Genomic DNA, 24,268 nt, shown 5'->3' on the forward strand with positions numbered 1-24,268 from the left:
ATAGATCACCGGATTCTGCGCGGTCGCGGCCGAAAGCGGTATCAGCCGAACCAGATTCGCGGGGTACCCGACGGCGGCAGCGGCCTCGGTGAGTACCCCGGCATGCTGTGGCGTCCACCGATCCGGATACGCCAAGGCCAAGCCGGACGGCGGCTGTCCGTTCCTGGTGAGCTGACCGGCGTTCAATGCCTCACGCAGAGCCCAGGTCAGGGCCGCCGGGTCCGGCGGCATCACGGTCACATTGGCGGGCAGCCGGATCGGGGTCACCTGCCGCATCGCCGGATCCAGACTCGCCGCGGCCGTCGCCGTCGGGTCGAACGCGACACCGAGCAGCCAGTCCCCCACCACATTCCTCCTGGACGATCGTCAAGCTGGCGTCAGTATAGGCACCGACGAGTCGGTTTCACCGGGCCCGATAGGGTCGATGGCCGTGACCGGACAACCGACCGCGCAGGAAATCGCCGCCGCGATCGCGACCGCCGCGATGGAGTCGGCCAAGCGCGGGGCGCGGAAGAAGACGCCGCGCGGCGATTCGGCTGTCGCCCGACGGGCCGCGGAACGAATCGTCCGGGGCGATGCGGGCGATGCCGAGGTGGAGCACGGCGCGCAACTGGCGGGGCGGCAACTCATCACGGCGATTTTCGGGAACGGCTGGCTCCCCGCGGATATCCATCAAGCCGCGCAGCGCCGCGCCGACGAGTTCGCGATCGGGTTCTTGATCGACGTCATGGCCGATTACATCCGGCCTTTCGCACCGGAGACCATCGACGAGACTTGGGCCTTGCAATTGCGCGAACTGCGCGCCGAGGTCTGGTGGTCGGATGCCACATCGCATTTCGCGCAATGGACGGCCAGGCACATGCTGACCCGGACCGAGGCCCTCACCACCGTCATCGAGGCGCTGGCCCTGTTGCTGCTACTGCCGAAATTGGAACTCATCCGGCCGCTGCCCGGCACCGCGCGCCCGGCCGCCGACCCGCACCATCACGTCGACGAGAAGGTGCTCGGCCGGGTGCGCGGTCTGCTCGCCAAGGCCGAGTCGACCTCGTTTCCCGAAGAGGCCGAAGCGCTTTCGGCCAAGGCCCAGGAGCTGATGACCAAGTACGCGCTCGATCGAGTGCTGGTCGACGCGGACGCCTCCGTTCCCGATCTGCCCGGGGCGCGGCGCATTTGGCTCGATACCCCCTACGTCGATGCCAAGGCGCTGCTGATCGACGTGGTCGCCAAGGCCAACCGCAGCCGCGCCATCTTCGCCTCGGCCTGGGGTTTCGTCACCATCGTCGGCGACGACGCGGACCTGGAGGCCATCGAACTGCTGACCACCTCGCTGCTGGTGCAGGCCACCCGCGCGATGATCGCCACCGGCAACGAGAACACCGACAACGACGAGGCCCGCAGCCGAGCCTTCCGCAAATCCTTCCTGGTCGCCTACGCCACCCGCATCGGCGAACGCCTCGAGGCCGCCTCCGCCACCACCATCGCCGAATCCCCCGACCCGGAACGCCTGCTCCCGGTCCTGGCCTCCCACCAACTAGCCGTCGACGCCGCCTTCGACACCCTCTTCCCCCAGGCCCGCAACCGAGGTGTCACGATCCGCAGCGCCGAAGGCTGGGACGCCGGCCGCGCCGCCGCCAACCGCGCCCGCCTGAACCCCCAACGCCCCCTCGGCAAGTAGCCGACACCACACCAACACCCTCGGCATACCGCAAGACCTTCCAGGCACCCGCTTGACACCGGCATCCGGATGTGAGTTGCTGGCGGTGGCGTATTCCCTTGGAGGACAGGGATGTTGTTGCGACCGGGGCAGGTCTTCGCGGGGTACTCGATCGTGCGCCCGCTGGGGGCGGGCGGCATGGGGGCGGTGTATCTCGCCGAGGATCCGGCACTGCCGCGACAGGTCGCGTTGAAGGTGCTCGATGCCCGGCTCGGCGGGAATCCGCGCTACCGCAGCTTGTTCCGGCGCGAGGCCGATCTGGTGTGCCGGCTCGATCATCCGAATGTGGTGTCGGTGTACAACCGGGGCGTCGAGGGCGATGCGCTCTGGATCGCCATGCAGTACGTGGCGGGCACCGACGCCGGGGAACTGATCCGGCCGCCCGCCCCGGCGCTCGGGGTGGAGCGGGCGGCGCGGATCGTGTGCGAGGCGGCGCGGGGGCTGCAGCACGCGCACGACAACGAGCTGCTGCATCGGGATGTGAAGCCGTCGAATCTGCTCGTCGCCGACGACGGGCGGGTGCTGGTGGTGGATTTCGGGTTGGCGCGGGCGGTGAACGACGGTGCGACCGTGACCGATTCGGAGTGGCGGGACTGCACGCCCGCGTATGCGGCGCCGGAGGTGCTGACCGGGCAGGCGGTGGATCATCGGGCGGATATCTATTCGCTGGGGGCAACGCTGTTGGCCTTGCTGACCGGGAGCAGTCCGGGCGGGCGGGGCGGCGGTAGCGGGAGCACGGCGCCCGAGTCCTCCCCCTCGGCCGAGACGGTGCGGGATCGACCCGTGCCGCCACCCACGCTCGATGCGGTGATCAACCGCGCCATGGCGACCGAACCCTCGCAGCGGTATCAGAGCTGTCTCGAATTCGCGCGGGCGGTCGAGGCGGCGGTGCACGACGATGCCGAGACCGCAGTAGCGACCGGGCCGCCGTGGAAGATATTGCGGAAGAACCATATTCGAGCCGCGTCGATAGTCGGCGGTGCCGTGTTGATCGGTATCACGGGCACGCTCGGGGTGAATGCCCTGCGTTCGGGCAGTCCGGCCGCATCCAGCGGGTCACCGAATCCGAGCGCACCGACCGCGCAGGCGGCCGTCACCCGGCACTGCTACTGGACCGCCCGGGTCCCGGTCGGCAACGGACTGTTCATCGAATTACCCAGCGGCACCGAAGATCACGACGATGACGACTGCAAGCTCAGTAGCTCCGACATCGGCGAGCCCGTGGCCGCGCTGCAACGCGCGCTGACCCTGTGCCACGACATCCCGCTCACCGTGACCAGCGCCTACGATGTCGCCACGGTCGGCGCGGTCAAGCATCGGCAGGCCGAGACCGGGGCCAAGGTGGACGGCGCCTACGGACCCGAGACCCGCCGAAAGTCCATGCGGTGGCCGGTATTTCGCGTCACCGACCGGCAGTTCGACGGCGGCTGCGCGGCGGCGCCGACGGCCTCGTGAACGCCCTGCCCGATATCCGGCTGCAACGAACTGCGCATCGAGGACCTGGATTCCGCGAATGGCGTCTACGTCAACGACACCCGCATCCGGGGCCGGGTGTCGTTGACGTCGGGCCCGCGGGCGCGATCGCCCTCACCGCCACGACCGCCACCGTCACCGCTCTGGCCGCCCCCGCGCAGGCCACCCACCTGCACGCCTCCTCCATCAACGAATGCCTGGTCTTCCGCCCACCCCTGCGCATCGGCGTCCCCAACCAGTCCCAGTGTGTCGCCGCGCTGCAATCCTTCCTCCGCTTCAATTACGGCAACGGCGACCTCACCGTCGACGGAAAGTTCGGTGCCCGAACCAAATCCGCCCTCGTCAACTTCCAACGCTCCGCGGGCCTGACCGCCGACGGCGTGGCAGGCGCCCATACCTGGCAGGCCATCGCCAACGATTGTGTCTGGCGTGGCGACTGCGACTACAAGTACCCGGGCGCCCTCCCCGACTGACCGCCACGCTATGACGATGCCGCGGAACGCATCTCGGTCTTCGAATCCGCGACGGTGGCGCGCTCCGCAGGGCGCAGCACGATGAGGGACGCGAGTACGCCGGCGGCGGCGAAACCGGCCGCCACCAGCGAGCCGCGATGGAAGCCCGGGGTGAAGGCGGTGGGGTCGGAGCGGGTCGCGGCCAAGGCCACCGCCGCGACGATGGCGGTGCCGAGCGCGCCGCCGATTTCGCGGGCGGTCTCGACCATGCCGCCGGCCAGGCCGCTCACCGACTCCGGGATTCCGATGAAGGCGGCGACCTGGACCCCGACCAGGGACAGGCCCACCCCTACGCCCAGGCCGAGGAACGCAGGAAACAGGTCGGGCCAGTAGGCGGCGTGGGCCGGGAGGCGGACGAGCCAGAGCAGGCTCGCGGCCGCGGCGGTCTGGCCGATCGCGAGGGTCCACGCCGCGCCGGCGCGGGCCAATATGAGCGGGGCGATTCCGGCCGCCACGACAACGGCGGTGGCGGCGATCGCCAGATAGGCGAATCCCGTGCGCAGCGCGGAGTATCCGAGTCCCTGCTGCATCAACAGGGAGGCCTGGAAGATGGTCGCGAAGAACGCGGCATTGACCAGTGCGGCAACGAGATTGGAGGCATTGAGGGTCGGGCGGCGGAACATGGCGAGCGGCACCAGCGGTGCGGCGGAACGGTGCTCGATGAGAACGAACACGGCGAGCAGCGCCAGACCGCCGATCAGGAAGCCGAGGGTGGTCGGCGAGGTCCAGCCGTGGTCGACGCTCTTGTTGATCGCATACACGATCGACATCAGCCCGGCGGTCACCGTGACCGCGCCCGCCAGATCGGTCCGGCCGCGCCGGATCGCCCGATCCGCCGGGACGAATCGGGTGATCAGGACGAGCATGACCGCCACGATCGGCACATTGACGAAGAACACCCACGCCCAGCCCGGCCCGGCGGTCAGCGCACCGCTCACCACCACACCGGCCGAGGCCGCGCTGCCGCCCGCCGCTCCGAAAGCGCCCAGGGCCTTGTTCCGTTCCTCCCCTTCGGCGAAGCTCTGGGCGACGATGGCCAGCGCGGCGGGCGCGGCGAAGGCCGCACCGACCCCTTGCCCGGCGCGGGACGCGATCAACTGCGCGAAGGAGCCGGAGAGTCCGGCGGTGAGCGAGGCGAGGGTGAACAGCGCCAGGCCGAACAGCAGCATGCGGCGTCGCCCGAACAGATCGCCCGCGCGCCCGCCGAACAACAGCAGGCCGCCGAGCATGATGCCGTAGGTGATGACGACCCACTGCAGGTCGCCGGGAGCGAGTCCGAGATCGGTTCGGATGGAAGGCAATGCGACGTTCACGATCGCGATGTCGAGGGTGATGATGAACTGTGCGCCGCACATGAGCGCGAGGATCACGCCGCGGCGAGCCCGCGCCGGAGCATCGGATTCGCCTGGGCGGCCCAGTGTTTTATTGACCATGCCTCCGTTAACCGGCCAAGCGCGCGAAACTCGTCGCGGGCGGAAGTCCGAACGGCTCGAACAGTTCCGGCTGCAGGAAGACGTGCAGCCCCGAGATCAGTCCGTCCCGCACCTCGAGCACCTGGATGGCCCGGGCCTCCACCCGTCCGTCGACCTCCGCGTAGACGGCGACGGCCGGGCACCCGCTGGCCTCCAGTGGCACCAGCCGCATCGGCACGCACTCGAAGCGGTCGGTGAACCACTCCCCGAACGCATCCCGGCCACGCAACCAGAACGAGTACGGCGGCATGGACACGACGGCATCGTGATGCAGCAGCGCGACGATGGCCGCGACGTCGAACCGCTGGAAGGCGCTGACGAACCGATCCAGCAGCTCGGGGTCGACCGATTCATCCAGTGCCGCAACGGGTTCGATGTCGGCCAGCGCGGTGCGCGCCCGCCGCAGGCTGCTGTTGACCGCGTCGACGCTCATCTCCAGCAGCTCGGCGACCTCGGCAGCCTTCCAGCACAACACATCTCGCAGAATCAGCACCGCCCGCTGCCGCGGCAGCAGATGCTGCAAAGCGGCGATGAACGCCAGCCGCACCGATTCCCGCGCCACCGTCTGCTCGGAGGGATCACCCGCGGCGAGCCCGCTCGGAAACGGCTGCACCCACAGCGATTCCGGCAGCGCGGCATCCAATCCGTCCCGCGGATCCCCGGCCCCCGCCAGATCCATCGGCAGCGCCCGCCGGCGCCGATCGTTGATCACGTCGATGCACACATTGGTCGCGATCCGATACGCCCACGGCCGCAAGCCCCGAATATCCGACACCCGATCCGCCGACCGCCACGCCCGCACCAGCGTCTCCTGCACCGCATCCTCGGCCTCCACCAACGACCCGAGCATCCGATAGCAGTACCCCGTCAACGGCCCCCGCAGAGCCTCCAACCCACGATCCAACTCCGAGCCGACAAGCAACGATGTCCGGTCCATGCGATTCTCCTCGATCCGCAGCGCGACAGGCCGGGTGCCGACACAGCACACCCTCCACATGTAAAGACCCGCCCCACGCCCGAAACTCGTCGCGCCTCGGAAGAAAACCAAAAGAGCCGCAGGTCGATGACCTGCGGCTCTTTGAAGTGGACCTTATGCGAGCTTACTCGAACCAGGGCACCCTAACTTCTACCCTCGAAAAGCTCCGCGAGCGAGTCTCTGACCAGCCGAAACGCCAGTCGAGTGCGAAAGCGCCGAAGGCGCACGCGCTGGCTCGACGCCTGACGGCCGTGGACCGCGAGAAGATCGTCGCAGCCTATGAGGGTGGGGCTTCAGCGAAACAGCTCGCCGCCGATCACCAGCTCGCCAAGGGCAGCATTCTCGAAATCCTTCGCACAGGAGGCGCGGCTATCCGCCAGCAGCGCCGGCTGTCGAGCGAGGAGATCGATCAGGCCGTCGTCAGCTATCAGGACGGACAATCGCTGGCCACGATCGCCGACAGGCTCGGCGTCAAGGCAACCACCGTCCGCGCCGCCCTGGAGCGTCGCGGCATCCCACGCCGAGACAGCCATGGACGCCCACGGTGATCCCACACCCGGCGAATCGGAGGCGCCGTCCCGATCGGATTCCTCACAGGAGAAGGGCCCTATCCAGACGTTCGAGAAAGCCGCAGTCACCCAACCCTCAGCAGCATGACGGCATCGGTGCGCACGGACCTCACACGACGAATGAGGTGACCGGTTCGGTCCAGACAGTGACTCCACGTGGGGTGGTTGACAAAAGTGAGGAAACCCCCGCGGTCGCGGGTATCGGGGGATGCAAACCAAGCTTCATCGTTGGCCGGTGGCCGATCCCGGCCGCCGGTTCGATGATCTGTTCAACCTCGTGTGCGATCCGGCGACGCCGTTGGTGGCGTTCGACCGGGTCGCGGGCAACCGGGGTACCAGGACAGCGGGCGTGGACGGCTTGACGGTCGCTGACGTCGAGCAGGCATCAACTTCTCAGGTTGTGTAGTCGGCGTTGATCTTGACGTAAGCTTCGCTGAGGTCGCAGCCCCATGCTTTCGCGGAATACACCGGTGACCCGATCTGAACCTCGATCGTTACGGTCTTCGCCGCCCGCATTTTGCTGGAGAGGCGCTCGAGGTCGAGTGGCAGAGCGCGACCGAACTCGAAGACTACCTGGTCCATTATGACGATGCGCAACTCGTTCTGCTGGATCTCGCGCACGGTGAAGCGATCCGTAGGCTTTCCAACCGCCATCACGACCCTCCCCCAGTTGGGGTCACAGCCGTGGACCGCAGTCTTGATCAGCGGCGAATTGATGATCTTCTTGGCGAAAAGGCGCGCATCCTCCGCTGAACTGGATACGCTCACATTAGCTTCGATCACACAGCGCGCACCTTCCGCCTGAGCCAGGATGTCTCGCGACAATTTGTAGAAGAGGGCAGTCAAGGCGCGTTCGAAGTCCACGAGCCCGGCGGCGTCAAGAGGCTTGCTGTCAGTACTGATGACCGCAACGGTGTCACTGGTGCTTGTGTCGGTGTCAACCGATATCGCATTGAAGGTCTTGTCGGCCGCACGTTTGAGAATACGTTCAAGGTCGACCTTCTCCACCTTCGCATCGGTGAAGAAATAGGCCAGCATAGTGGCCATATTCGGCTCGATCATCCCGGCGCCCTTAGCGAAACCGCAGAGCCGGATGTCACCGAATTCGACGGAGGCGAATTTGGCCTTCTTATCGGTAGTCAAGATGGCATTCGCGCTCTGCTCGAGCTCTCCGGCCACGAGCCTTCCCGGAGCCGAATCTATGGCAGCCAGGATTCTTTCCATTGGCAGCGGCACACCGATAACTCCTGTGCAGGAGATAATTTGATTCGCAGGATGCACCCCGGTAGCAGACTGAATACGGGCGGCCATCGCCTCGATGTCACGCATGCCGTTGGGCGTAAAAACATTGGCGTTCTTACTGACCACGCACACCGATTGAATATCGCCGTGTGCGGTGTTGTTCCGGTCGAAGCGCACTGCTTCACTGCAGCTAAGGCTGCGCGTGTAGACCGCCTTACCGACGCCCATCGCATCGAGCGTGATCAGCGTGAAATCCAGGGTGCCGCCCTGGCACACACCGCTGTGCGTCGAGTAGCTGCGGATACCATCGGGCTGGTGGCGCAGGTCGTTGGCGATAGCGACGCGACTGCCATCCGCAGCCTCGAAGATGATGGCATCCTGGTCGAAATCCTGTCCGGGAACCTCGGACAGGAAAATGCGATCTTCCGGCAATACGAGTTTCATAGGTCCACTTCATCGGTGTTGGGGCGGCGGGGTAACTGGAGAGTTCCCGCTCGTAACTCTACCCGCCATCGTGCGGAGTCCCGCACCCCGAGGAAGGAGATGCGGGAGGTTTCGGTGGCGTCCTCAGACCTTACTGTTACGAGGGACGCGCGTCGCCAACGCCTTGATTGCTTCGGCCGCAAGGACAGCATGCCCGGACATATTGAAGTGCACGCGGTCTTTGCTCATCACATCTGCGCGTTTCCCCACCGAATGCGACCACAGATCGACGACGATGGCGTCATGACGCCGAGCCACCGAGTGTATCCGGTCATTTAGTTTCGCTAATCTTTCGCGAATCGGAAGCATTGTCGGATCCGGGAAAGCATCAGCGTATGCCATCGTCATTAATTGCGCCCCGGTGGACCGTGCCGCCGAGAACAGTTCGTCGAGGTTGGCCTCGATACTATCGAACGAGATGTCCATCGCCATAATGTCGTTACCGCCGCAGGTGATGAAAACCAGATCGGGCCCGAACGCCGTCATCAGGGATATCTGTTTGTCCGCCACATCACGTGAGGTGGCCCAGGCCTTGCCGCTGTTCAGGTAGTTGATTGGGCCCACTGCCATCGCGAGTGCATCAGCTAGCCGAGCCGACCAGGTGAGCGGCCGGTAACCCGGGTGCGGCTGGCCGAGTCCGATAGCGGTGCTGTCGCCGATGATGGCGAGACGCCGCCACGGAGCACCGCGCAGCAGACGGGCTGCGGTTTCCTCATCAATGCAATCCGGGTCGGTTGCTTCCGTGTAAGTGCCGACGGTCACTTGATCCATCCCCTTCGAAAATAGATCGATACAGGATCAGAAAGACTCGTTGAATTCATCGTATTCTCCGTATCGCATGGGCACTTCGATCACGAGTGGACCAGTGCGGTCATGATCACTGATAACGGCATTCAACTCATCGATCGATGAGACCTTGACACCCCGGCAGCCATTGGCTTCGGCCAATTTGACGAAGTCGACCTTCTCGAGTTCCACGATGGAACTGTTTGCCTTCTCGTTGTGCCGCTTCTGGTACAGATGAATCAACTCGAAGGCACTATTGTCCATGACGATCACGATCACCGGCAATCCATAGCGGGCCAGGGTCGCCAGATCACAACTGCCGGAATGGAATCCGCCATCGCCACACAGCAGGAATACCGGACGGTCAGGGAATGCTAGCTGGGCCGCAATCGCCGACGGTAGCCCGGTGCCGAAGCTGGATAGCCCCGTATCGCTGAAGAACTGTGAGGTTGCCGTTGGCTCCGTAAACAGAATGGCATGGTGGCGGTAATACCCGATGTCGGTGACGACAATGGCGTCCTGCTGGAAATATGGATTCACAGCTTTGATGACTTGGACCGGCGTGAGCAGGCCCCCGTGCTGGGAATTGTCCGCCAGAGTGTCGCGATACGCGGCCTTGACCATATCCATCGAACGGTCTTGCTGCCGCAGTACACCACGTTCGGTCATCGCGGCCAAAATACCACTCACCGAACCGATCAGCTCGTGATCAGGATTGAACTTGCTGTGGACTGCAAAAGTCGGCGAAGCAGAGATGTTGATGATGGTCTTAGTTTCACCATAAGCCCACATCTTGGGCAGTAGGTCATCGACATATTCGTAGCCGATACAAACTAGGGTGTCGACGCTGGTAAAAATGTCCTTCAGCGCCGGGTAGCCGATGATGCCTTCCATATAGCAGCTGGCCGACCCGAAGTTCAACGGGCTGTCGAAAGGCTCGAGGCCCTTAGCATTCGCAGCTGTGATGTAGGGGATGTTCCACTCTCGGCAGAATTCCAGAACGGCCTCCGCCTGCCCGGTACGGACGGCCTCGGCCCCGATGAGACAGAGCGCTTCCCGAGATTGCGACAATACCCGGTGCACGTCGTCGACAGCCTCTCGTGTCGGCGAGGACTGTTCGTAGGTAATGACGCAGTCCAACGGTGTGTCGATATCAACCGGCGCATTGATGTCACATTTGAAGAGATCCGTCGGAATGGCAATATGGACGGGACCTACCGGCTCTTGCATCGCCAACCGGAACGCCTTATCCATCACCGCGGGCAATTCCTCGGGTGACTTCATCTCGTAGGACCATTTGGTGACGGGCGCCATCATGGCTGTTTGATCGACGCACTGGTGCGTTTCGTTATAGAAGATGTCGCCGCGCTCCAACTGTGCGGAGATGAACACGAGCGGCGACTTGTTGAGCTTGGCCGAAGCAACGGCCGTGGCCATATTGGTCGCCCCCGGGCCCATCGTGGAAAAGCACACCTGCGGCTTGCGAGTAAGACGACCTGAGAAGTCCGCCATGATGCCGGCGTTGAATTCGACGCGCGCTGTGATGTATTCGATTTCGGGAACTTCATTGAAGAGGATGCTCGCATTTTCGCGGCCGGGAACCCCGAACACACGAGTGATACCACGCCGCCGGATCTCCCTCAGCAGAACTTCGCTGAACTTCATAGAATTTCCCTTCTTATTTCATTAAAGTTGACGTCACTCGTCGGTACGCCATCGATGAGCACAGCGGATAGAATTCCGTACGACAATCTGTCCTTGCGTACGCGCAGGACCGCAGGGTTGACTATTTCACCGGGGCGAGTAAGATACCGGCTGAAGAAGTCTTCACAGCCCGTACCCTCGTGAATTCCAAACTTCTTCCGCCATACGACTTCGGGAGCCAGTTCGCGCTCAAAGGCCCTGCGCAGGACATATTTCTCAACACCATTAAGATGGCAGAGATGAGGGCTCACCGACATCGCCACGTCGACGAATCCACTGTCAAAAAATGGATAGGCCACAAACTTCCCATGACAGAAGCCTACCGTCTGCGATGCCTCATTTGCCCAGTAAGTCGATAGGTATTCGCTGCGAATGAGCTGTGCAATATCAAAAATGCCATGATGCGGTTTGCCAAAACCAGCGAACAGCACATCGGATCCGTAACCTGACAGAATAACATCCGCGTCGTCCGGAATAAGTTTGTGCGCTATATGCACGGGGACGATGTACTCAAGGTAACGACTGTAAGGGTGCTCCAGCAGCGAAACCACCTCGGTCAGGTTCTCAAGGAATCTGCCCTCTTCGAAGACGATGTCCGTGGACGTGGCACCGATGGAGTCGGTGAAACGCCGGGCACTGGCGAACTCGTTGCGTTCGCGGGTACCCACACTGAAATACCGCACGTCTTGAAAGTGGCGTTGAGCGAGTGTTCCGACAATGCTGGAATCGAGGCCACCGGAAACCAAGCAAATCGCCGACTTTCCGGCGATGCCGGATACGGCTTGCCAGAGACCGTCGCGCAGTGCTTGATAGACATCGTCGTCCGTCGGATCGAGATAGCGTATACGCTGACGCGGCCGATAGTAGATCTCGTGCTCCAGCACGAAGCTCTCGTCCAAGGAGAATGTCACGCACTCCCCGGGGATGACGGCGTACACATCCTCGAATGGCGTCAACGAGGGCGTTTCTTCCAGCTGTTCCTCGCGGTTGGCGAGGAATGGAAGCAGGCGCCTATCCAGCGCGGCAAAGGATTTGAGCTCGGATCCGAACACTAAGCGGCGTCCACGGCCGTGTCGATAGTAGAGGCGAGGCCCGGGCGTCTTGCCGCACGCCAGCGTCACTTGCCGGGTATCGAAGAGCGCAGCACAGAAGTGCCCCTCGGCCATGCGTAGCGCATCAGCGCCGAAAAGCTCGTAGAGGCGTGCCAGCAGCTCGAAGTCATCATCGATCGGCACCTGGCCGGCGGCGGCAAGCACTCCGGCCAAAGCCTCCCGGTTAGATAGGTAACCGATACCAACTGCGCGTGGTAGGTTCGTGGCCGCCGAGTGGGCACCCACTGTTTGTATCTGCATGCGGGCGGAGCCCAGTTGCCCCTCGGCCGCGTTACGTGTGCCACGGACGCTGAATGATGCCGAATCCGGCCGCGGCACAAATACGTCCGGTGCGGCGACCATGCCCCAGAAGCCCCGCAAATCAGATCACCTCTCCCGGCCTGTCGGCACTGATCATGAGCTCGGCGACGATATGGGCAGCCAGCAAGGAGGTGATGTCGGCCGCGTCATAGATAGGAGCCACCTCGACCAGATCGAAACCGATGACAGAGAACGTGCCCAGCATGCGAACCAGTGTGAGGATCTCGCTGCTGGTGAATCCGCCTGGAACAGGCGTTCCGGTGCCTGGAGCGAATGCCGGATCCACGGCGTCGATGTCGATGCTGATGTAGTACGGCATCGACCTGTCGGTCACGAAATGAGTTATATCGCAAGACTTTTCACGGAATCGCTCCATGTGGACGAGATTGATGCCGGATTCCTCCGCGAAAGACAGCCAGCCTTCACCACAAAGACCACGGATGCCAATCTGATGGATAGAAATCGGGTCCACCAGCCCTTCCTCGACGATGTTCCTGAAGACCGCTCCGTGGTGGTAGCGGTAGCCGTCTACGGGCGGAAAAGTGTCCGAGTGCGCATCTATGTGAATGATTCCGAAGTGGCGCTCTCCGAAATGGTGCGCCATGGCACGTACCACAGGCAATGTAATCGCATGATCGCCGCCGAGCACCACGGGCGTATACCCGCCCGCCACGCACTCGCCGACCACGGTTTCGATAAGCTCGAGGTAGCCGCTCTTCGAATATGGTGAATGCTCGATTTCACGCACGGGCACAGCGGAAAATCCACCGGGCAAGCTCGTACCGTCGGCGATGGATTGATTACGCACTTTGCGAAGCTGCGCCAAGATTGCGTCTGGCCCCGACTTCGCACCCTTGCGCCAGTAAGCGCCTTCCTCGTAGGGAATTTTCAGAAAATGATAGGACTGCACAACGATCTCCTACGGAATCATTCGGGCAATATCAGCAACTCTCCAGATACCACCGGTCATGCTCTCATAATCGAGTTCATACAGATCCTCGAGAATGGATATGACGCGCAGGACGCTGGATGAGTCGAACCCGAGCGCAGCCAGCTCATCTCCATATTTGATGGCTTCGGGATGACAGTTGCGCTTGGCCAACTCCGTTCGTAGCAACGGCTCCAGTACCTCAATGCTCAGCATGCGTCGGTGTCGGCCTTTCCGGGAGTTGCTCCAGGTGTCGACATCAATTCATGCTGCAGGAGTCGGGCAATCTCGTCGCCGAATCCCGCGAAGCGGTCGTGTGGATCCGCGATCTGAAACAGAAGCCCATGGGCGGGGGTCTGTGAGATATAAATGAATGGAACCCTAATGTCGGTCGGCGGCGGCATGAAGTATGCGACAGGCGAGCCATGGCCAAAATCTATTCTCGTTAGCGAGAGCTCACTGACGTTGTCGATCATGACGGAAGCCTCATGCTCGATCCCCCTGTAGAACATTTCGGCCGTCATGTAACGCATGAGACTGACGGATGCCCGAAGAGACTTTTCGTTGAGTGTCTTTATGTTTTCCACGAAAAGGCGCTTTGCTATCCTCTCGAGCGGCTCCGCCAGCAACTGATCCTGCGCAACCGGCACCAGTCCCACGATAACGGAGTTGCCACTGTAATTGTCGGGATACTGTCGCCCACGAACGTTGAAAACCGGCATATAGAAGATATTTCCGCACTCACTTGCTGTGGATATTCTTGCCAAGGCTTTTAGCACCACCGCGTTGAGCACATGACCCATGACCAAACCGTGCTTACGTCGTAACTGACCCACACTGTCACGATCGATCTCGACACGACCCACGGGTACCGTGGAGGATTCTCGCGGATGAGAGTCAGACCCGGCCCTCACCACGAGACCGGAAAGATCACGTGAGCCGCCCTGTCCGACCGTGCTCGGGCTGCGCGGGAGAATCGACTGCCGCTCGCGCAGGGCGGCCAGACCTTCTTCCGGCGAATTCGGCAGCTCGGGCCGATCAAGGTCCACAGGGGCTAATGGCTCGCCGGTCAATTGACGGGCCAGGTTGGTCAGGAACAGGGCAAGTCCACCACCGTCGGTCAAGCTGTGGGGCATGCAGGTTGCGAACACCTGGCCTCCGTCGCTCAGCCGGCTGATCCGGATGCGCGTCAATGGCTCGATGCCTTCCTGCACGGAGGTTGACGAGCATTCAGTGGCGCATAGCGCCGACGCGTACGCAGGCAGGTCGATCTCGATGGAATCCAGCGTGACGTCCACGTCCTGGACTTCCAGTAGCACTCCCTGTCCGCGGCAGACGATGTATTCGGCCACCCCTCGGCGCTCCAGCCGACCGGCATAGTCTGCGTGATGCTCCAACACGACAGCCAACGCCGCACGTAGCGCCTCGACGGTGGGGCCGCTTCGAAACACCAGCAGGCTATGCACCGGCATATGCGATCCGAAGCGATCGGTGATAGTGAGCGGAATCAGGAGATCTGGATGGGTATGCGGCCGGACAAGTTCGCGCGTTAGACCGCCAGCTGGGATCGCCCTCATTTCGACATCAGCTCCAGTGCGCCTAACTGTGACGCATGAACCTGTATGAGCTTGTCGCGCAACACCTTGCCGAGCGGAGACTTGGGGATCTCTGGAACGACGATCACCTGCTGCGGCACCTTGTAGGGCGCGAGGAAGTCTCGGCAATGGACAAGCAATCGGGCCGAATCCAGAGTCGAATCTCCGCGTACAAAGGCCACCACGCGTTGCCCGGTGAAGTCATCTGCGACACCAACGACCGCTACCTCAACCACGCCGGGGTGGTTCACCAAGCAAGCCTCGATTTCGGACGGGCTCACCTTGTTGCCGCCAACGTTGATGAACTGGGATTTGCGTCCCGCCACATAGAATGCACCCTCCTGGCGATAGACAAAATCCTTCGTGTGCAACCAACCATTGACGAACATTTCTTGTTCATCGCCAGGGTGCGAGAGATAGCCGTTGGCAAGTGAGGCGCAGCGGACTACCAGCTCGCCCACTTCACCGTCGGTACATGGGCTCCCGTTCTCCGCGAGGACGCGCGCCTCCATATTCACGGTGAGCCGACCGGTGGACATAGGGTCACCGACAACCTTGTTGAAAGTGATCAGACCGATCTCCGTAAGGCCGAACACTTGGTTGATATGACGGCCGAAGCGTGCATAGAATTCCCGAGCTGTTTTTTCGTTGAGCGGAGCGCTTCCGGAAATAAAGTAACGCACCTGAGAAAAGTCGGGAACAAAATTCTGCGGCAGCTCCGTAAGTAGTTGGAACATGTATGGCAGTGAGCCGAATACCGTGGCTCCATGCTGCTCGATCAGTAATGCGACACGCTTGGGCGTGATCATGTTCAAGGAAACCATCACCAGCGTGGAACCGGAGAACAGTGCGGCCAGGGTGTGCACATACAAGCCGTAGCAATGGCTCAGTGTGAGTGTGTTGAGAAAGACATCGTCGTGGTCGATCTCCAACGTGGCGCACCAGTTGTCCATCTTATTCGCCAGGCCCACCTGCGTCAGCAGGATGCCCTTGGGGCGCCCTGTGGACCCGGAGGAGTACTGGATGACGAAATCATCGTCGCCGAGACGGGGGTGGCGCTGCGGGAGCTCGGGGACGCCCGCGAAATGGAGTCCGACACCGGTGCTCTCGTGTCGCCACTGCTGCAAGACGCCCCCGGCTGCAGCCGACCCCACCACTGGACGCATATGGTCGCAAATGAAGAAGGCTGGGCGGCAGTCGTCGATGATGCGCGTCAATTCGTCCTCGGTATACCGAACGTCGAGCGGCACCACAATCAGGTCGTTGCGCGCTGCGGCGAGATAGGCGACGACGTAGGCGATCGAATTGTCGGCATGCAGGCCGACGACCGTGCGCCGTTCGACACCCTGCTTCGTGAGGAAGGAGGAAAAGGATTGCACTGCAGCATCCAGATCCGCATAGCTTATCGATGCCGACTCATGAATGATCGCAGTCTTCGTCGGAAAACGCGCTGCGGCTGCCGCAAGTTTATTGTATAGCACCAAGAAGTTCAACCTCGATACATTCGAGAGCACACGGACAGACGTGCCACATACTCATTTACCCTTACTTCTGCGCTATCCGTCCCGTTCGATCGACGGCCTGCCCATAAGACTCACTTACCGGCGGTCCGATCCGATCAATTCTCGGACTGATATGACTTGTATTCACCCGCCGCGAATTTTCTCCACATCTGGCGGCGACGAGTTTTTCCGCTGGTGGTCCGCTCTACGGTGCCGCGGGCAGCTGCCAGCACCACGATGTCGACATCCCCGCCCGTTGCGGCGGTCAAGACCTTGGTGACCAGCGCGGGATCGACGTCGATGTCTTCCACAACCGCGGCGATGCGGGTCCGTCCGTCATCGACCCCGGCGAGCACCGCAACCCGATTCGACGCCAGTCCGGTCGCCCGCACGATATCGATCTCAAGATCCTCCGCGTACATTGCAACGCCTCGGATCTTCACCGAATCGCCCATACGCCCGATGGGGTACACCTCACCGTCGACGAGGTAGCCGGCATCGCCCGTCGCCAGACGCCCGCGACTGTCCCGGGCCAGCTCAATTTCTGACCGTGCCGTTCGGTAGTCGAGTGCGAGGCTCGGGCCCGATACATGCAGTTCCCCGCATCCGGTCGAATCATCGGCAATCGATACTTCCACCGTGCTCAGTGGCTCGCCGCAGCTGACCAGCCACGAACGCCCGTCCTCGATCGGTGCGACCATCAGTTCGAAGGGCCCGTCGAGGGCACCCGAGGTGCGATCCACGGCAATGACTCGTGGTTGTCGTCCGGGCGTGTCGCCGGACACCGCCAGCGTTGCCTCAGCCATGCCATACGCCGGACAGAAGGTCTCCGAGCGGAACCCATACGGACGGAGCCGCTCGACAAAACGGCGAGCGATCAAGGGATCGACTCGCTCGGCGCCACAGACCAGGGCCTTCCAACCGCTGAAATCCAGCCCGGAGAGCTGATCGTCACCGACACGATCGACAACATAGGACAACGCGAAATTTGGTGCGGGGCTGATGGTCGCACCGCGTTGCCCGACGCAAGACAGCCACTTGGCGGGGTCACGAATGAAGTCGATCGGCGCCATCGCGTCCACTTCGCAGCGGGCCGCGATGCTGGCCAACAGGCCTCCGATCAGACCCATGTCGTGGTATGGAGGTAACCACGTGGCCATCCTGTCCGCCGGCGTCATTAACAGCCAGGCGTGAATGTCCGCAATATTGGCCTCCAAGGCGCGCGTCGGGACTCGCACCGCTTTGGGTATGCCACTGCTACCTGAGGTGAACTGCAACAACGCGATGTCCTCGGCCGCACAGCCGGGAAACGTTGCAGCCGGCGTCGCGTTCTCATCCGTGAGCACGGTGATGGCCTTGGTCACAACTGGCGCGACCGTACTCCAGAGATGGGCCGCGACACTGATCGCCGTGGGCTGTGCGACGTCGAGCAGTCGGCCGAGCTGACGCCGATACGACGCCTCGTCCTGAATCGGAAATGGCGGTGCGATCGGATTAGGAGTGGCGCCGGCTAGTAGCACGGCGAAGAAGCGAACTACGAATTCGTCGACACTGGGCTCGATAATCGACACGACACTGCCGTGGGACACACCGTGCTCATGAAGGGCCGCGGCGTGCGCCTTCACACGTGTCGCCAACTGCTCGTACGTGGTTCGCCGCCACCCTCCCGAAACTGCCCAGTTCAGACCGGTTTTCGGCGATGGATCATCGAGCCAGTCCAATAGTCGGATCGTCACCGTGCCTCCTCGGCACCGTAATCCTGAGCGGGATGGTCGACACCGTGGCGCTCCCGGTATGCGGCGAGCGCGTCGGCGATACCGCCACGGAACATCGCTACCAGCTCCACGACCCGGTCACCAACGATCCCCGCCGAGGTCAACCGTTTCCTCAACGATAGGGCCGCGAAATCCCACTGGGCCCGAAGCTGTTCCGGCCGCTTCGTCATGGCCACAACGATCGTGGGTGTCTTATCTCGTGTCGTCGGGTTCACCATCGTGAATGCCGCGGCCCGCGCGTGTTTGGCGACGGCGGCCTCGATGAGGTCGCTGTGCCCGCTCCCGATGGCGGTGCGAAGGGCCACCACCCCGAAGTTGACGTGGCGCGACTCGTCCCGCGCAACGTTGACGAGCCCCTCACGAAGCGCGTTGAGCCCCTTCAACTCCCGAATTGTTCTCAGCAGTGTGTGGAGCCCGGTCATCGCAACGGTGCCCTCGATCAACAGGTGGTAAACGACTACCGCCTCGTACCATGAGGCCAGGTCGTTCGGGTCCTTCCGAACCCGATCGACGATCTCGGCCAGGGAGCGCTCGAAAAGGTCCCCGCCGCTTGCCTCTTCGTCCGTCCTCGTCTCCGGAACGATCCCCTCTTCCGCCAGGGCTGCGAGATAGGTCTTGAAGAAGAGTGCATGTCGGGCTTCGTCCGCGATCTGAGTCGAGATATAGACCTGGAAGTCAGGCTCCGGCGCCGCGTAGGCGATGGGCGACAGCGTTTCGGTCACCGCCATCTCCCCCGCGCCGAAACGAACCAGCGTGCGCAGCAACTCTCCCCGTAGGAAGGGAGGCAGTTCGTGCCAAGCAGTTCGGTCGCCGTCGATCCCCAGCTCCCGGATCTGCCAGTGCTGCGATTCCCAGCGGTGGTACAAGTCAATCGGCGAAACTCGCCCGGTGACATCGTGATCGATGTCCAAAACTGCCGCTTGGTTCATCGGTTCCGACCGGACCGGTCGAAGGTGTAGCTCTGCGCGAAACCGGCAGCCGCCGCCACTCCGGTGGCGGGAGCGGATACCGCCGCAGTCACCATTCCCACGACATCGCCGACCGTACGGATGCTGCCGACGGACCCCGCTTCCATCGTGGGCATGCCGAACTCGACCTCGAGTTGAATCGCTAGCTCGAGCAGCGCCAGTGAGTGATAGCCCAGATCCTCGACGAGCTGTGTGTCGGCTCCGACGACCGCATCGCCACCCGTCGGCGCCATAGCGGCGACAATTTTCAGCACCCTGGTAGCAATTTCCTGCGTCACTTTTAGATTCTCCATTCATCTGCTCGGCAGTTGCCGGAATAATTGGTCAGTGAGGGGTCGGCGCACGGTTGAAACATCCAATCCCGAACGTCGAGGGCGCCGAGCCTGCAGGCTCATCAATAGCCGAAGGCGCAGAAGTCGACATAACTCCCGCGCGAATGAATCTTGCTAACCGCCAACAGTCTGTGCCGCAATAGAAGTGGGCTTCGCCCTGTTCCCAGTAACCCCATAAGTCACTGAAACTCGTTGCAACACAGCCTATTTGAGGTGCCTCCAACACTCGTTCATCACCGGCGAGAAATCATCGACGGATCACGTGGTTCCGTCCGCTTCGGGGATCTGCCGAGTACGAACACACCGCAGATCCCCCGATGCCCCCACGAACGCCGACGCACTGCTCAGAGGCCGCGTCCGGATCAGTCGCGCATTGCCCTTCCGTTACATACCTCCTTCTCGGACAAAGTATCTCCACATGGGATAACACGTAGATATCTACGGCATATCGGCTCACGGATTCAGTCGGAAGTAGGAAGGCCCGTCTTTGGCCTACGGCGGATGACGTCAAATATGTGATGGGACCGCCCGAGCACTCTCGGGCTGCCCATCGAGCTCGTCAACTATTGCGGACCATCGGCGACGAATTTGTCGCGTCTGCGGGTCCGACCGCAACTGCTTCAGTATTCGAATCGGGCTCGGCAGGACGGAGCTCGACCAGATACATCGCAGCGAGTACGAGCAGGCTGCCGACGATCTCGCGAACCGTGATGCGCTCACCCGTGAGAGCCCCGGTGACAGCCGCGAAAACCGGTTCCATGGTTAGCACGATCGCCGTGCGAGATGCGCTTAGCCGCGCCTGCGCCCAGGTCTGGATCACGAAAGCGACTGCCGTAGCGAGCACCGCCGTGATCAGCACTCCTTCCCACGCCTGCCGGTCCGGCGGTACCAGTCGCAACCCGGACGGCAGTGCTGCAAGCCCGCAGATCACCGCTACGGTCGCCATCTGGACCAGCGCCAGCGCGTATGGATCGTGACCGACCGACCACTCTCCCAAGCCCACGATGTGCCCCGCGAGGCACAGCGCGCAGCCGAGGGTGAGTAATTCACCGAACCCGATACTGAAACCATGCAGTGAAAGAAACGCCAATCCGACCGCCGCGATGCCCGTCGCCGCCCAGACCCGGACGCCGATTTGCTTGCGGAGCACCACCGAGGCCATCAGCGGGGTGAAGACCACGAACATCCCGGTGATGAAGGCGCTGATGGTCGCGGGCGTATACCGCAACCCGTAGGTCTGCAGCAGATAGGTACCGCCCAGCAAGACTCCCAGCAGCACACCTCGTACCAAGCCGCTGCGGCTGAGGCGGATAAGGCAGCTGGGCCGGAGGACCAACAGGATCGCGGCCGCCAGGCCGAAGCGGACGGCCAGGAAATCCAATACCGGCATTCGATCGGTGGCCGCCTGGACCACGGTGAATGTGGCCCCCCAGACCGCGGTGACCGCGATCAGCAGGGCAATCGCGGTCCAGGAACCCCGTCGCCGAAATGCGGATCGGTTCAGCACAGCACTCGGGCCCCGGGGAGGGCGCCGGCCGTGCGCGCAGCGCGCAGGTCACGGGTGACCAGCAGCTTCTTGAGCCAGCGATCCGTGCCGTCGAACCGTGCCGTGTACTCGGCACGACCGTGGACAGCCATGTCGTTGTCGACGATCAGCACATCACCAGCTTCGAGCACGATGTCCTGGCGCACCCGATCAAACTCCGCCACCAGTGCCTTCAGCGCAATCTCCGCCTGGTCATCAGCGCAGCGCATGAACGGAACGTCAATCCGCAGGTATGGCTTGACCGAATCGCCGAACAGGACCGGGACGGGCTCGGGGTCGTCCGTCATCTTCTGGACGACTTCTAGTGCAGGGTGACCGGGGAACTGTTCGCTCAGCTGCCGTAGGTGCTCGTCGTCGGGAAGAATATGAAAGCGCGGCTCGGACAGGATCTTCCTGTGCTCGTCGCTAAGCTCGACGTCTTCGAGCGAGGCCAAGATGGTGGGAACCTTGTCGTGATTGCGCACGCCGAGGAGCATCAGGTACTCGCAGCGCTGGGGGTGGAACCCATCCTCGGTGTGCCACTCGAGGAAGACTGTGCCGTGGCCGCTTTGCTTCTCTCCTTCGCCGCGCATTGGGAGCACATTATGGATCATTCGACCCTGTTGCAGAGTCGCCCAGTTGAAGACCTCACCAACCGACATTGCGACCAGCCCGAGGAACAACTCCTCGCGGCGTGCCTGCGAGCCGCCCAGCGCGCTCTTCCAGCTTTCGGGCGTAGGCCCCACCTCAGCGTCGTCCACGGGCATCCCTCGCACCACGCACCCGGCTGCGGGCTCGAGGTTGCGGAATTCGTGGAGGAACTTTCGCAACCCAGCTGGTACCCGCGGAACCAGCTCCCATGCCTTGTCGTAGAACTCGCCGCTACCCGGGTCATGGTCGGCAGCCAGTAGCTCTTCGATGGCAAGTTCGATTTCCAGAACCTCAATGCGGTTCAAATCGTAGTAGGCCAGGCTCTTCGCCACGAAGCATCCTTCTCTCAAGGTAGGCGGATGGGAGATGGATCGACCGCGATCGATGGCGGTTGTCCCCTGATCGGACACGACGGATCCACCCACGACTGATATCAATCGTGAACTCGATGATCTGGGTAGTGCATATCAGCGAAATATCATCGGTATGACAATGATTCGCTCCATCTTGGAGAGCATGGGTCTAGCTGATCCAGGCGTTGCGACCTCGTATCATTCGACGGTGAGCACCCCGAGCATGCCCACCGGTGGCGTATTCGCTTAAGCTTCTATGTGTTTCGTGATCAGTCAAAGAATGGAGTGTCCGTGACGTCAAGAAGGTTCATTGCGGCCGAAGACTTCCGCCCCGCACCTGTCAAGCCAACGGTTCCCTTCGATAACCTGGATCAGCTCGATGTTCGGGTGGGACGCATACTTTCGGTCGAGGAAGTACCCACATCGAAGAAACTGCTCCGCATGCGGGTGAGCTTCGGCGACCATGAACGTACCGTCCTCAGTGGGATGAAGGGCGAGCGCGAGGACTCCACCGAAATCGTCGGCAGGCAGGCACTATTCGTCGTCAATCTGGAGCCTCGAATGATGGCAGGTGAGCTCTCGGAAGCGATGATTTTCGACCTGGGCTATGCCGATGGCATCCTCCCTGCTCTCGCCCAGCCCGAGCGCCCTGTCCCCGACGGAACTCGCGCGGGGTGATAGTCGGAAGATCACACTCACAGGTTACCCACCGATAGCCAGCACTGACAGCATGGACTGCCCGCAGCCGGTTGGGCCGCGCCGCTTCCCAACATCGATCCACCGGCTATTTCAGGTTCAGCGTCGACGGGGGTTACCCGGCTTGTGGTTCTGTCGGATGCACTGGCATCGAGTCCAGACTGTTCACCGTCATAGCGGGTTGTCTGGCTGGGGTGGCGGTGTGCGATCAGACTGCTGATTCGACGCAGTTGAATTGAAAGATACTGTGCCACACGGATTCCCATCACTACTCTGGCGGCGAGTGCCCGTCAATATTGCCTGCGTCCACCCCGAATTTTCAGGGGACCCATGACTCTTCGCGCGATCCGACCTCGGACCACTGCCGATCGCGACAGGCAGTGGTCGGCGGAGTCAGCCAGCCAAATTGGACGAGCAAGGACTGAAAGCGTTGTTGACCAAGACATGACGGCAGCGCTCAATCGCGTGGCCACGTCGGGCTTATAGCCGCCAGCGCAGGTTCCACTGCGCACCGGCCACAGTTCGACCCCGGCCAGGCACTCGGCTGCGTAGCCCTCGAGCAGTCCTCTAAATCAGCAATCGCCCACGACACGCAGGCAACCCCGAATACCCAAGTGCTCCTATCGAGTTCGGTTGCTGAGTCGTCGCCAGCAGATCAGTGCTGCGGCGACCGCAAGTAATCCGTGGTGGAAATCGGTGCGGCGTTCCCATCGGATGGCCAGCCGCCGGTACCGGTGCAGCAAGGCAAAGGTCTGCTCGACGATCCAGGGGCCCGGCGGAGACCTTATCGCGGTGCCGCGACGGGTGACGTAGCCGGTGATATGTCGTTGCTGCAGTTCGGGATACACGCTGCGGCTTGGTCGCATCCCTTGTCTGCAATCAGGGTGGCGATCCGGCGACGAGGTCGGCCCGCACGTCCGTGCAGGGGACGAACCCGGTCGAGCAGCGTGGCCAACACCAGGTGATTGTTGACGTTGGCCGCCGACAACGCCACCGCGAGCGGGAATCCGTTCGCGCAGGTCAGGATGTGGTGCTTGGAACCGGTCTTGGCGCGGTCAGCCGGGCTCGAACCTCTTGCGATGCCCCCTATTCGCCCGCGCGTGGGAGCCGTCGACCATGACCCGATCGAAATCGATCAAGCGGACAGCATGGGCACCGGAGACTACCGCCTGGTAGATCTGCTCGAACACCCCGGCTGCTCGCCAACCCCGCAGCCTGCGCCAACAGATCATTCCGGACGCGAACCCCAGTTCCTGGGGTACGTCTTCCCATCCGATCCCGGTGATCAGCACGAACGAGATCCCTGCAGCACCCGGCGGAATTCCATCTGTGGTGGTCCCGGTGCCCCGGCCGGTTTCACCGGCGTAGCGGTGCGATTACTGCCCACAACTTGTCGTCCTCGATCCAGGGTGCTGCCACAGCGAAACATACTGCACTGCAATGCAACCCAACGCCACCACCCGACATAACCTGATAGGAACTCCAAGCAGCACGAAAGTCTTGCGTTCCCAGCAAGTCCGGCTCCGATATTTCAGAGATATTTGCGTGTTATCTGCTCCCTGAATGATCGCACTAAGAAAAGACTCCTCGGAACCTGCCG

Annotated in this window: 23 protein-coding genes and 1 pseudogene; 6 read left to right on the plus strand and 18 right to left on the minus strand. The window is 62.3% G+C overall.

Annotated features, from left to right (window positions below; all coding sequences use genetic code 11):
• Nucleotides 1-345: pseudogene (locus ON43_RS39740) on the minus strand (hypothetical protein); the annotation flags it as partial.
• An 85-nt stretch (nt 346-430) separates the two neighbouring features.
• On the opposite strand from ON43_RS39740, the gene ON43_RS39745 reads away from it, so the two are divergent.
• The 3 genes from ON43_RS39745 to ON43_RS47365 all read left to right on the plus strand — a co-directional run bounded on the left by ON43_RS39745 (nt 431) and on the right by ON43_RS47365 (nt 3,660).
• Nucleotides 431-1,675 carry a DUF2786 domain-containing protein gene (locus tag ON43_RS39745; RefSeq protein ID WP_218003506.1) on the plus strand — a complete coding sequence of 415 codons (1,245 nt, stop codon included), beginning with the start codon at nt 431-433 and terminating at the stop codon, nt 1,673-1,675.
• A gap of 111 nt (nt 1,676-1,786) precedes the next feature.
• On the plus strand, nt 1,787-3,169 hold the full coding sequence (locus ON43_RS43240; protein WP_051180060.1) for a serine/threonine-protein kinase: 1,383 nt from the start codon (nt 1,787-1,789) through the stop codon (nt 3,167-3,169).
• Nucleotides 3,166-3,660 carry a peptidoglycan-binding domain-containing protein gene (locus ON43_RS47365; protein ID WP_051180061.1) on the plus strand — a complete coding sequence of 165 codons (495 nt, stop codon included), beginning with the start codon at nt 3,166-3,168 and terminating at the stop codon, nt 3,658-3,660. The genes ON43_RS43240 and ON43_RS47365 overlap by 4 nt, the downstream gene beginning before the upstream one ends.
• A gap of 8 nt (nt 3,661-3,668) precedes the next feature.
• Here the strand turns inward: ON43_RS47365 and ON43_RS39760 are convergent, their stop codons facing one another.
• Complete coding sequence (locus ON43_RS39760) at nt 3,669-5,132, minus strand: MFS transporter (protein ID WP_063712721.1); 1,464 nt, start codon at nt 5,130-5,132, stop codon at nt 3,669-3,671.
• Nucleotides 5,133-5,139: 7 nt separating this feature from the next.
• Nucleotides 5,140-6,108 carry an RNA polymerase subunit sigma-70 gene (locus tag ON43_RS39765; protein WP_040816077.1) on the minus strand — a complete coding sequence of 323 codons (969 nt, stop codon included), beginning with the start codon at nt 6,106-6,108 and terminating at the stop codon, nt 5,140-5,142.
• A 155-nt stretch (nt 6,109-6,263) separates the two neighbouring features.
• Here ON43_RS39765 and ON43_RS45355 point away from each other — a divergent pair, with 155 nt between their 5' ends.
• Together ON43_RS45355 and ON43_RS39775 are read left to right on the plus strand one after the other, a co-directional pair.
• On the plus strand, nt 6,264-6,695 hold the full coding sequence (locus ON43_RS45355; protein WP_157514414.1) for a helix-turn-helix domain containing protein: 432 nt from the start codon (nt 6,264-6,266) through the stop codon (nt 6,693-6,695).
• A 256-nt stretch (nt 6,696-6,951) separates the two neighbouring features.
• On the plus strand, nt 6,952-7,122 hold the full coding sequence (locus ON43_RS39775; protein WP_245569038.1) for a hypothetical protein: 171 nt from the start codon (nt 6,952-6,954) through the stop codon (nt 7,120-7,122).
• Here the strand turns inward: ON43_RS39775 and argJ are convergent.
• From argJ to gntD, 13 genes are all read right to left on the minus strand, one after another.
• Nucleotides 7,110-8,402, minus strand: a complete 1,293-nt coding sequence (argJ, locus tag ON43_RS39780) for a bifunctional glutamate N-acetyltransferase/amino-acid acetyltransferase ArgJ (RefSeq protein WP_051180066.1) — start codon at nt 8,400-8,402, stop codon at nt 7,110-7,112. The two genes, ON43_RS39775 and argJ, sit on opposite strands and share 13 nt — an antisense overlap.
• 123 nt (nt 8,403-8,525) lie before the next feature.
• On the minus strand, nt 8,526-9,212 hold the full coding sequence (locus tag ON43_RS39785) for an SGNH/GDSL hydrolase family protein (protein WP_040816025.1): 687 nt from the start codon (nt 9,210-9,212) through the stop codon (nt 8,526-8,528).
• Between the two features lie 27 nt (nt 9,213-9,239).
• Entirely contained in the window at nt 9,240-10,892 is a 1,653-nt protein-coding gene (locus tag ON43_RS39790) for a thiamine pyrophosphate-binding protein (protein WP_040816026.1), read from the minus strand.
• The gene (locus ON43_RS39795) at nt 10,889-12,385 is read right to left on the minus strand and encodes an asparagine synthase-related protein (RefSeq protein ID WP_157514415.1); all 1,497 of its coding nucleotides are present in this window, start codon (nt 12,383-12,385) and stop codon (nt 10,889-10,891) included. The genes ON43_RS39790 and ON43_RS39795 overlap by 4 nt, the downstream gene beginning before the upstream one ends.
• Before the next feature lie 19 nt (nt 12,386-12,404).
• Nucleotides 12,405-13,253: an agmatinase gene (gene speB / locus ON43_RS39800; protein WP_157514416.1), complete on the minus strand. Its 849-nt coding sequence runs from the start codon at nt 13,251-13,253 to the stop codon at nt 12,405-12,407.
• 9 nt (nt 13,254-13,262) lie between these two features.
• Entirely contained in the window at nt 13,263-13,487 is a 225-nt protein-coding gene (locus ON43_RS39805) for a hypothetical protein (RefSeq protein ID WP_040816028.1), read from the minus strand.
• The gene (locus tag ON43_RS39810; RefSeq protein ID WP_083914256.1) at nt 13,481-14,848 is read right to left on the minus strand and encodes an acyltransferase; all 1,368 of its coding nucleotides are present in this window, start codon (nt 14,846-14,848) and stop codon (nt 13,481-13,483) included. Before ON43_RS39810 ends, ON43_RS39805 begins: the two co-directional genes overlap by 7 nt.
• On the minus strand, nt 14,845-16,347 hold the full coding sequence (locus tag ON43_RS39815; protein WP_245569049.1) for a class I adenylate-forming enzyme family protein: 1,503 nt from the start codon (nt 16,345-16,347) through the stop codon (nt 14,845-14,847). Before ON43_RS39815 ends, ON43_RS39810 begins: the two co-directional genes overlap by 4 nt.
• A 137-nt stretch (nt 16,348-16,484) precedes the next feature.
• Nucleotides 16,485-18,104 carry an AMP-binding protein gene (locus ON43_RS39820; protein WP_157514417.1) on the minus strand — a complete coding sequence of 540 codons (1,620 nt, stop codon included), beginning with the start codon at nt 18,102-18,104 and terminating at the stop codon, nt 16,485-16,487.
• A complete protein-coding gene (locus ON43_RS39825) occupies nt 18,101-19,072 on the minus strand; it encodes a ribonucleotide-diphosphate reductase subunit beta (RefSeq protein ID WP_040816033.1) in 972 nt (323 codons plus the stop codon). The genes ON43_RS39820 and ON43_RS39825 overlap by 4 nt, the downstream gene beginning before the upstream one ends.
• Nucleotides 19,069-19,389, minus strand: coding sequence for a phosphopantetheine-binding protein (locus ON43_RS43250; RefSeq protein ID WP_218003507.1), 321 nt, complete (start codon nt 19,387-19,389; stop codon nt 19,069-19,071). Before ON43_RS43250 ends, ON43_RS39825 begins: the two co-directional genes overlap by 4 nt.
• 613 nt (nt 19,390-20,002) lie before the next feature.
• Nucleotides 20,003-20,950 (minus strand): DMT family transporter, encoded by a 948-nt coding sequence (locus ON43_RS39835; protein ID WP_218003508.1) that lies wholly within the window; start codon nt 20,948-20,950, stop codon nt 20,003-20,005.
• Nucleotides 20,944-21,951, minus strand: a complete 1,008-nt coding sequence (gntD, locus tag ON43_RS39840) for a guanitoxin biosynthesis L-enduracididine beta-hydroxylase GntD (RefSeq protein ID WP_083914293.1) — start codon at nt 21,949-21,951, stop codon at nt 20,944-20,946. The genes ON43_RS39835 and gntD overlap by 7 nt, the downstream gene beginning before the upstream one ends.
• Before the next feature lie 312 nt (nt 21,952-22,263).
• Here gntD and ON43_RS39845 point away from each other — a divergent pair, with 312 nt between their 5' ends.
• Nucleotides 22,264-22,650 (plus strand): hypothetical protein, encoded by a 387-nt coding sequence (locus ON43_RS39845; protein WP_218003509.1) that lies wholly within the window; start codon nt 22,264-22,266, stop codon nt 22,648-22,650.
• Nucleotides 22,651-23,452: 802 nt separating this feature from the next.
• Here ON43_RS39845 and ON43_RS47280 read toward each other — a convergent pair.
• Nucleotides 23,453-23,800 (minus strand): transposase, encoded by a 348-nt coding sequence (locus ON43_RS47280; protein ID WP_083914268.1) that lies wholly within the window; start codon nt 23,798-23,800, stop codon nt 23,453-23,455.
• Entirely contained in the window at nt 23,724-23,990 is a 267-nt protein-coding gene (locus ON43_RS47285) for a transposase (RefSeq protein WP_083914270.1), read from the minus strand. The genes ON43_RS47280 and ON43_RS47285 overlap by 77 nt, the downstream gene beginning before the upstream one ends.
• Between the last annotated feature and the right edge of the window lie 278 nt (nt 23,991-24,268).

This window comes from Nocardia concava NBRC 100430 (genome assembly GCF_000308815.1).
GTDB lineage: Bacteria > Actinomycetota > Actinomycetes > Mycobacteriales > Mycobacteriaceae > Nocardia > Nocardia concava.

What these genes read in the sequence shown, in the direction of transcription:
- ON43_RS43240 (WP_051180060.1), top strand. Translation starts at nt 1,787, where the DNA reads ATGTTGTTGCGACCGGGGCAGGTCTTCGCGGGGTACTCGATCGTGCGC.
- ON43_RS39760 (WP_063712721.1), bottom strand. Translation starts at nt 5,132, where the DNA reads ATGGTCAATAAAACACTGGGCCGCCCAGGCGAATCCGATGCTCCGGCG.
- ON43_RS39765 (WP_040816077.1), bottom strand. Translation starts at nt 6,108, where the DNA reads ATGGACCGGACATCGTTGCTTGTCGGCTCGGAGTTGGATCGTGGGTTG.
- ON43_RS45355 (WP_157514414.1), top strand. Translation starts at nt 6,264, where the DNA reads ATGCGAGCTTACTCGAACCAGGGCACCCTAACTTCTACCCTCGAAAAG.
- argJ (WP_051180066.1), bottom strand. Translation starts at nt 8,402, where the DNA reads ATGAAACTCGTATTGCCGGAAGATCGCATTTTCCTGTCCGAGGTTCCC.
- ON43_RS39785 (WP_040816025.1), bottom strand. Translation starts at nt 9,212, where the DNA reads ATGGATCAAGTGACCGTCGGCACTTACACGGAAGCAACCGACCCGGAT.
- ON43_RS39790 (WP_040816026.1), bottom strand. Translation starts at nt 10,892, where the DNA reads ATGAAGTTCAGCGAAGTTCTGCTGAGGGAGATCCGGCGGCGTGGTATC.
- ON43_RS39795 (WP_157514415.1), bottom strand. Translation starts at nt 12,385, where the DNA reads ATGGTCGCCGCACCGGACGTATTTGTGCCGCGGCCGGATTCGGCATCA.
- ON43_RS39805 (WP_040816028.1), bottom strand. Translation starts at nt 13,487, where the DNA reads ATGCTGAGCATTGAGGTACTGGAGCCGTTGCTACGAACGGAGTTGGCC.
- ON43_RS39810 (WP_083914256.1), bottom strand. Translation starts at nt 14,848, where the DNA reads ATGAGGGCGATCCCAGCTGGCGGTCTAACGCGCGAACTTGTCCGGCCG.
- ON43_RS39825 (WP_040816033.1), bottom strand. Translation starts at nt 19,072, where the DNA reads ATGAACCAAGCGGCAGTTTTGGACATCGATCACGATGTCACCGGGCGA.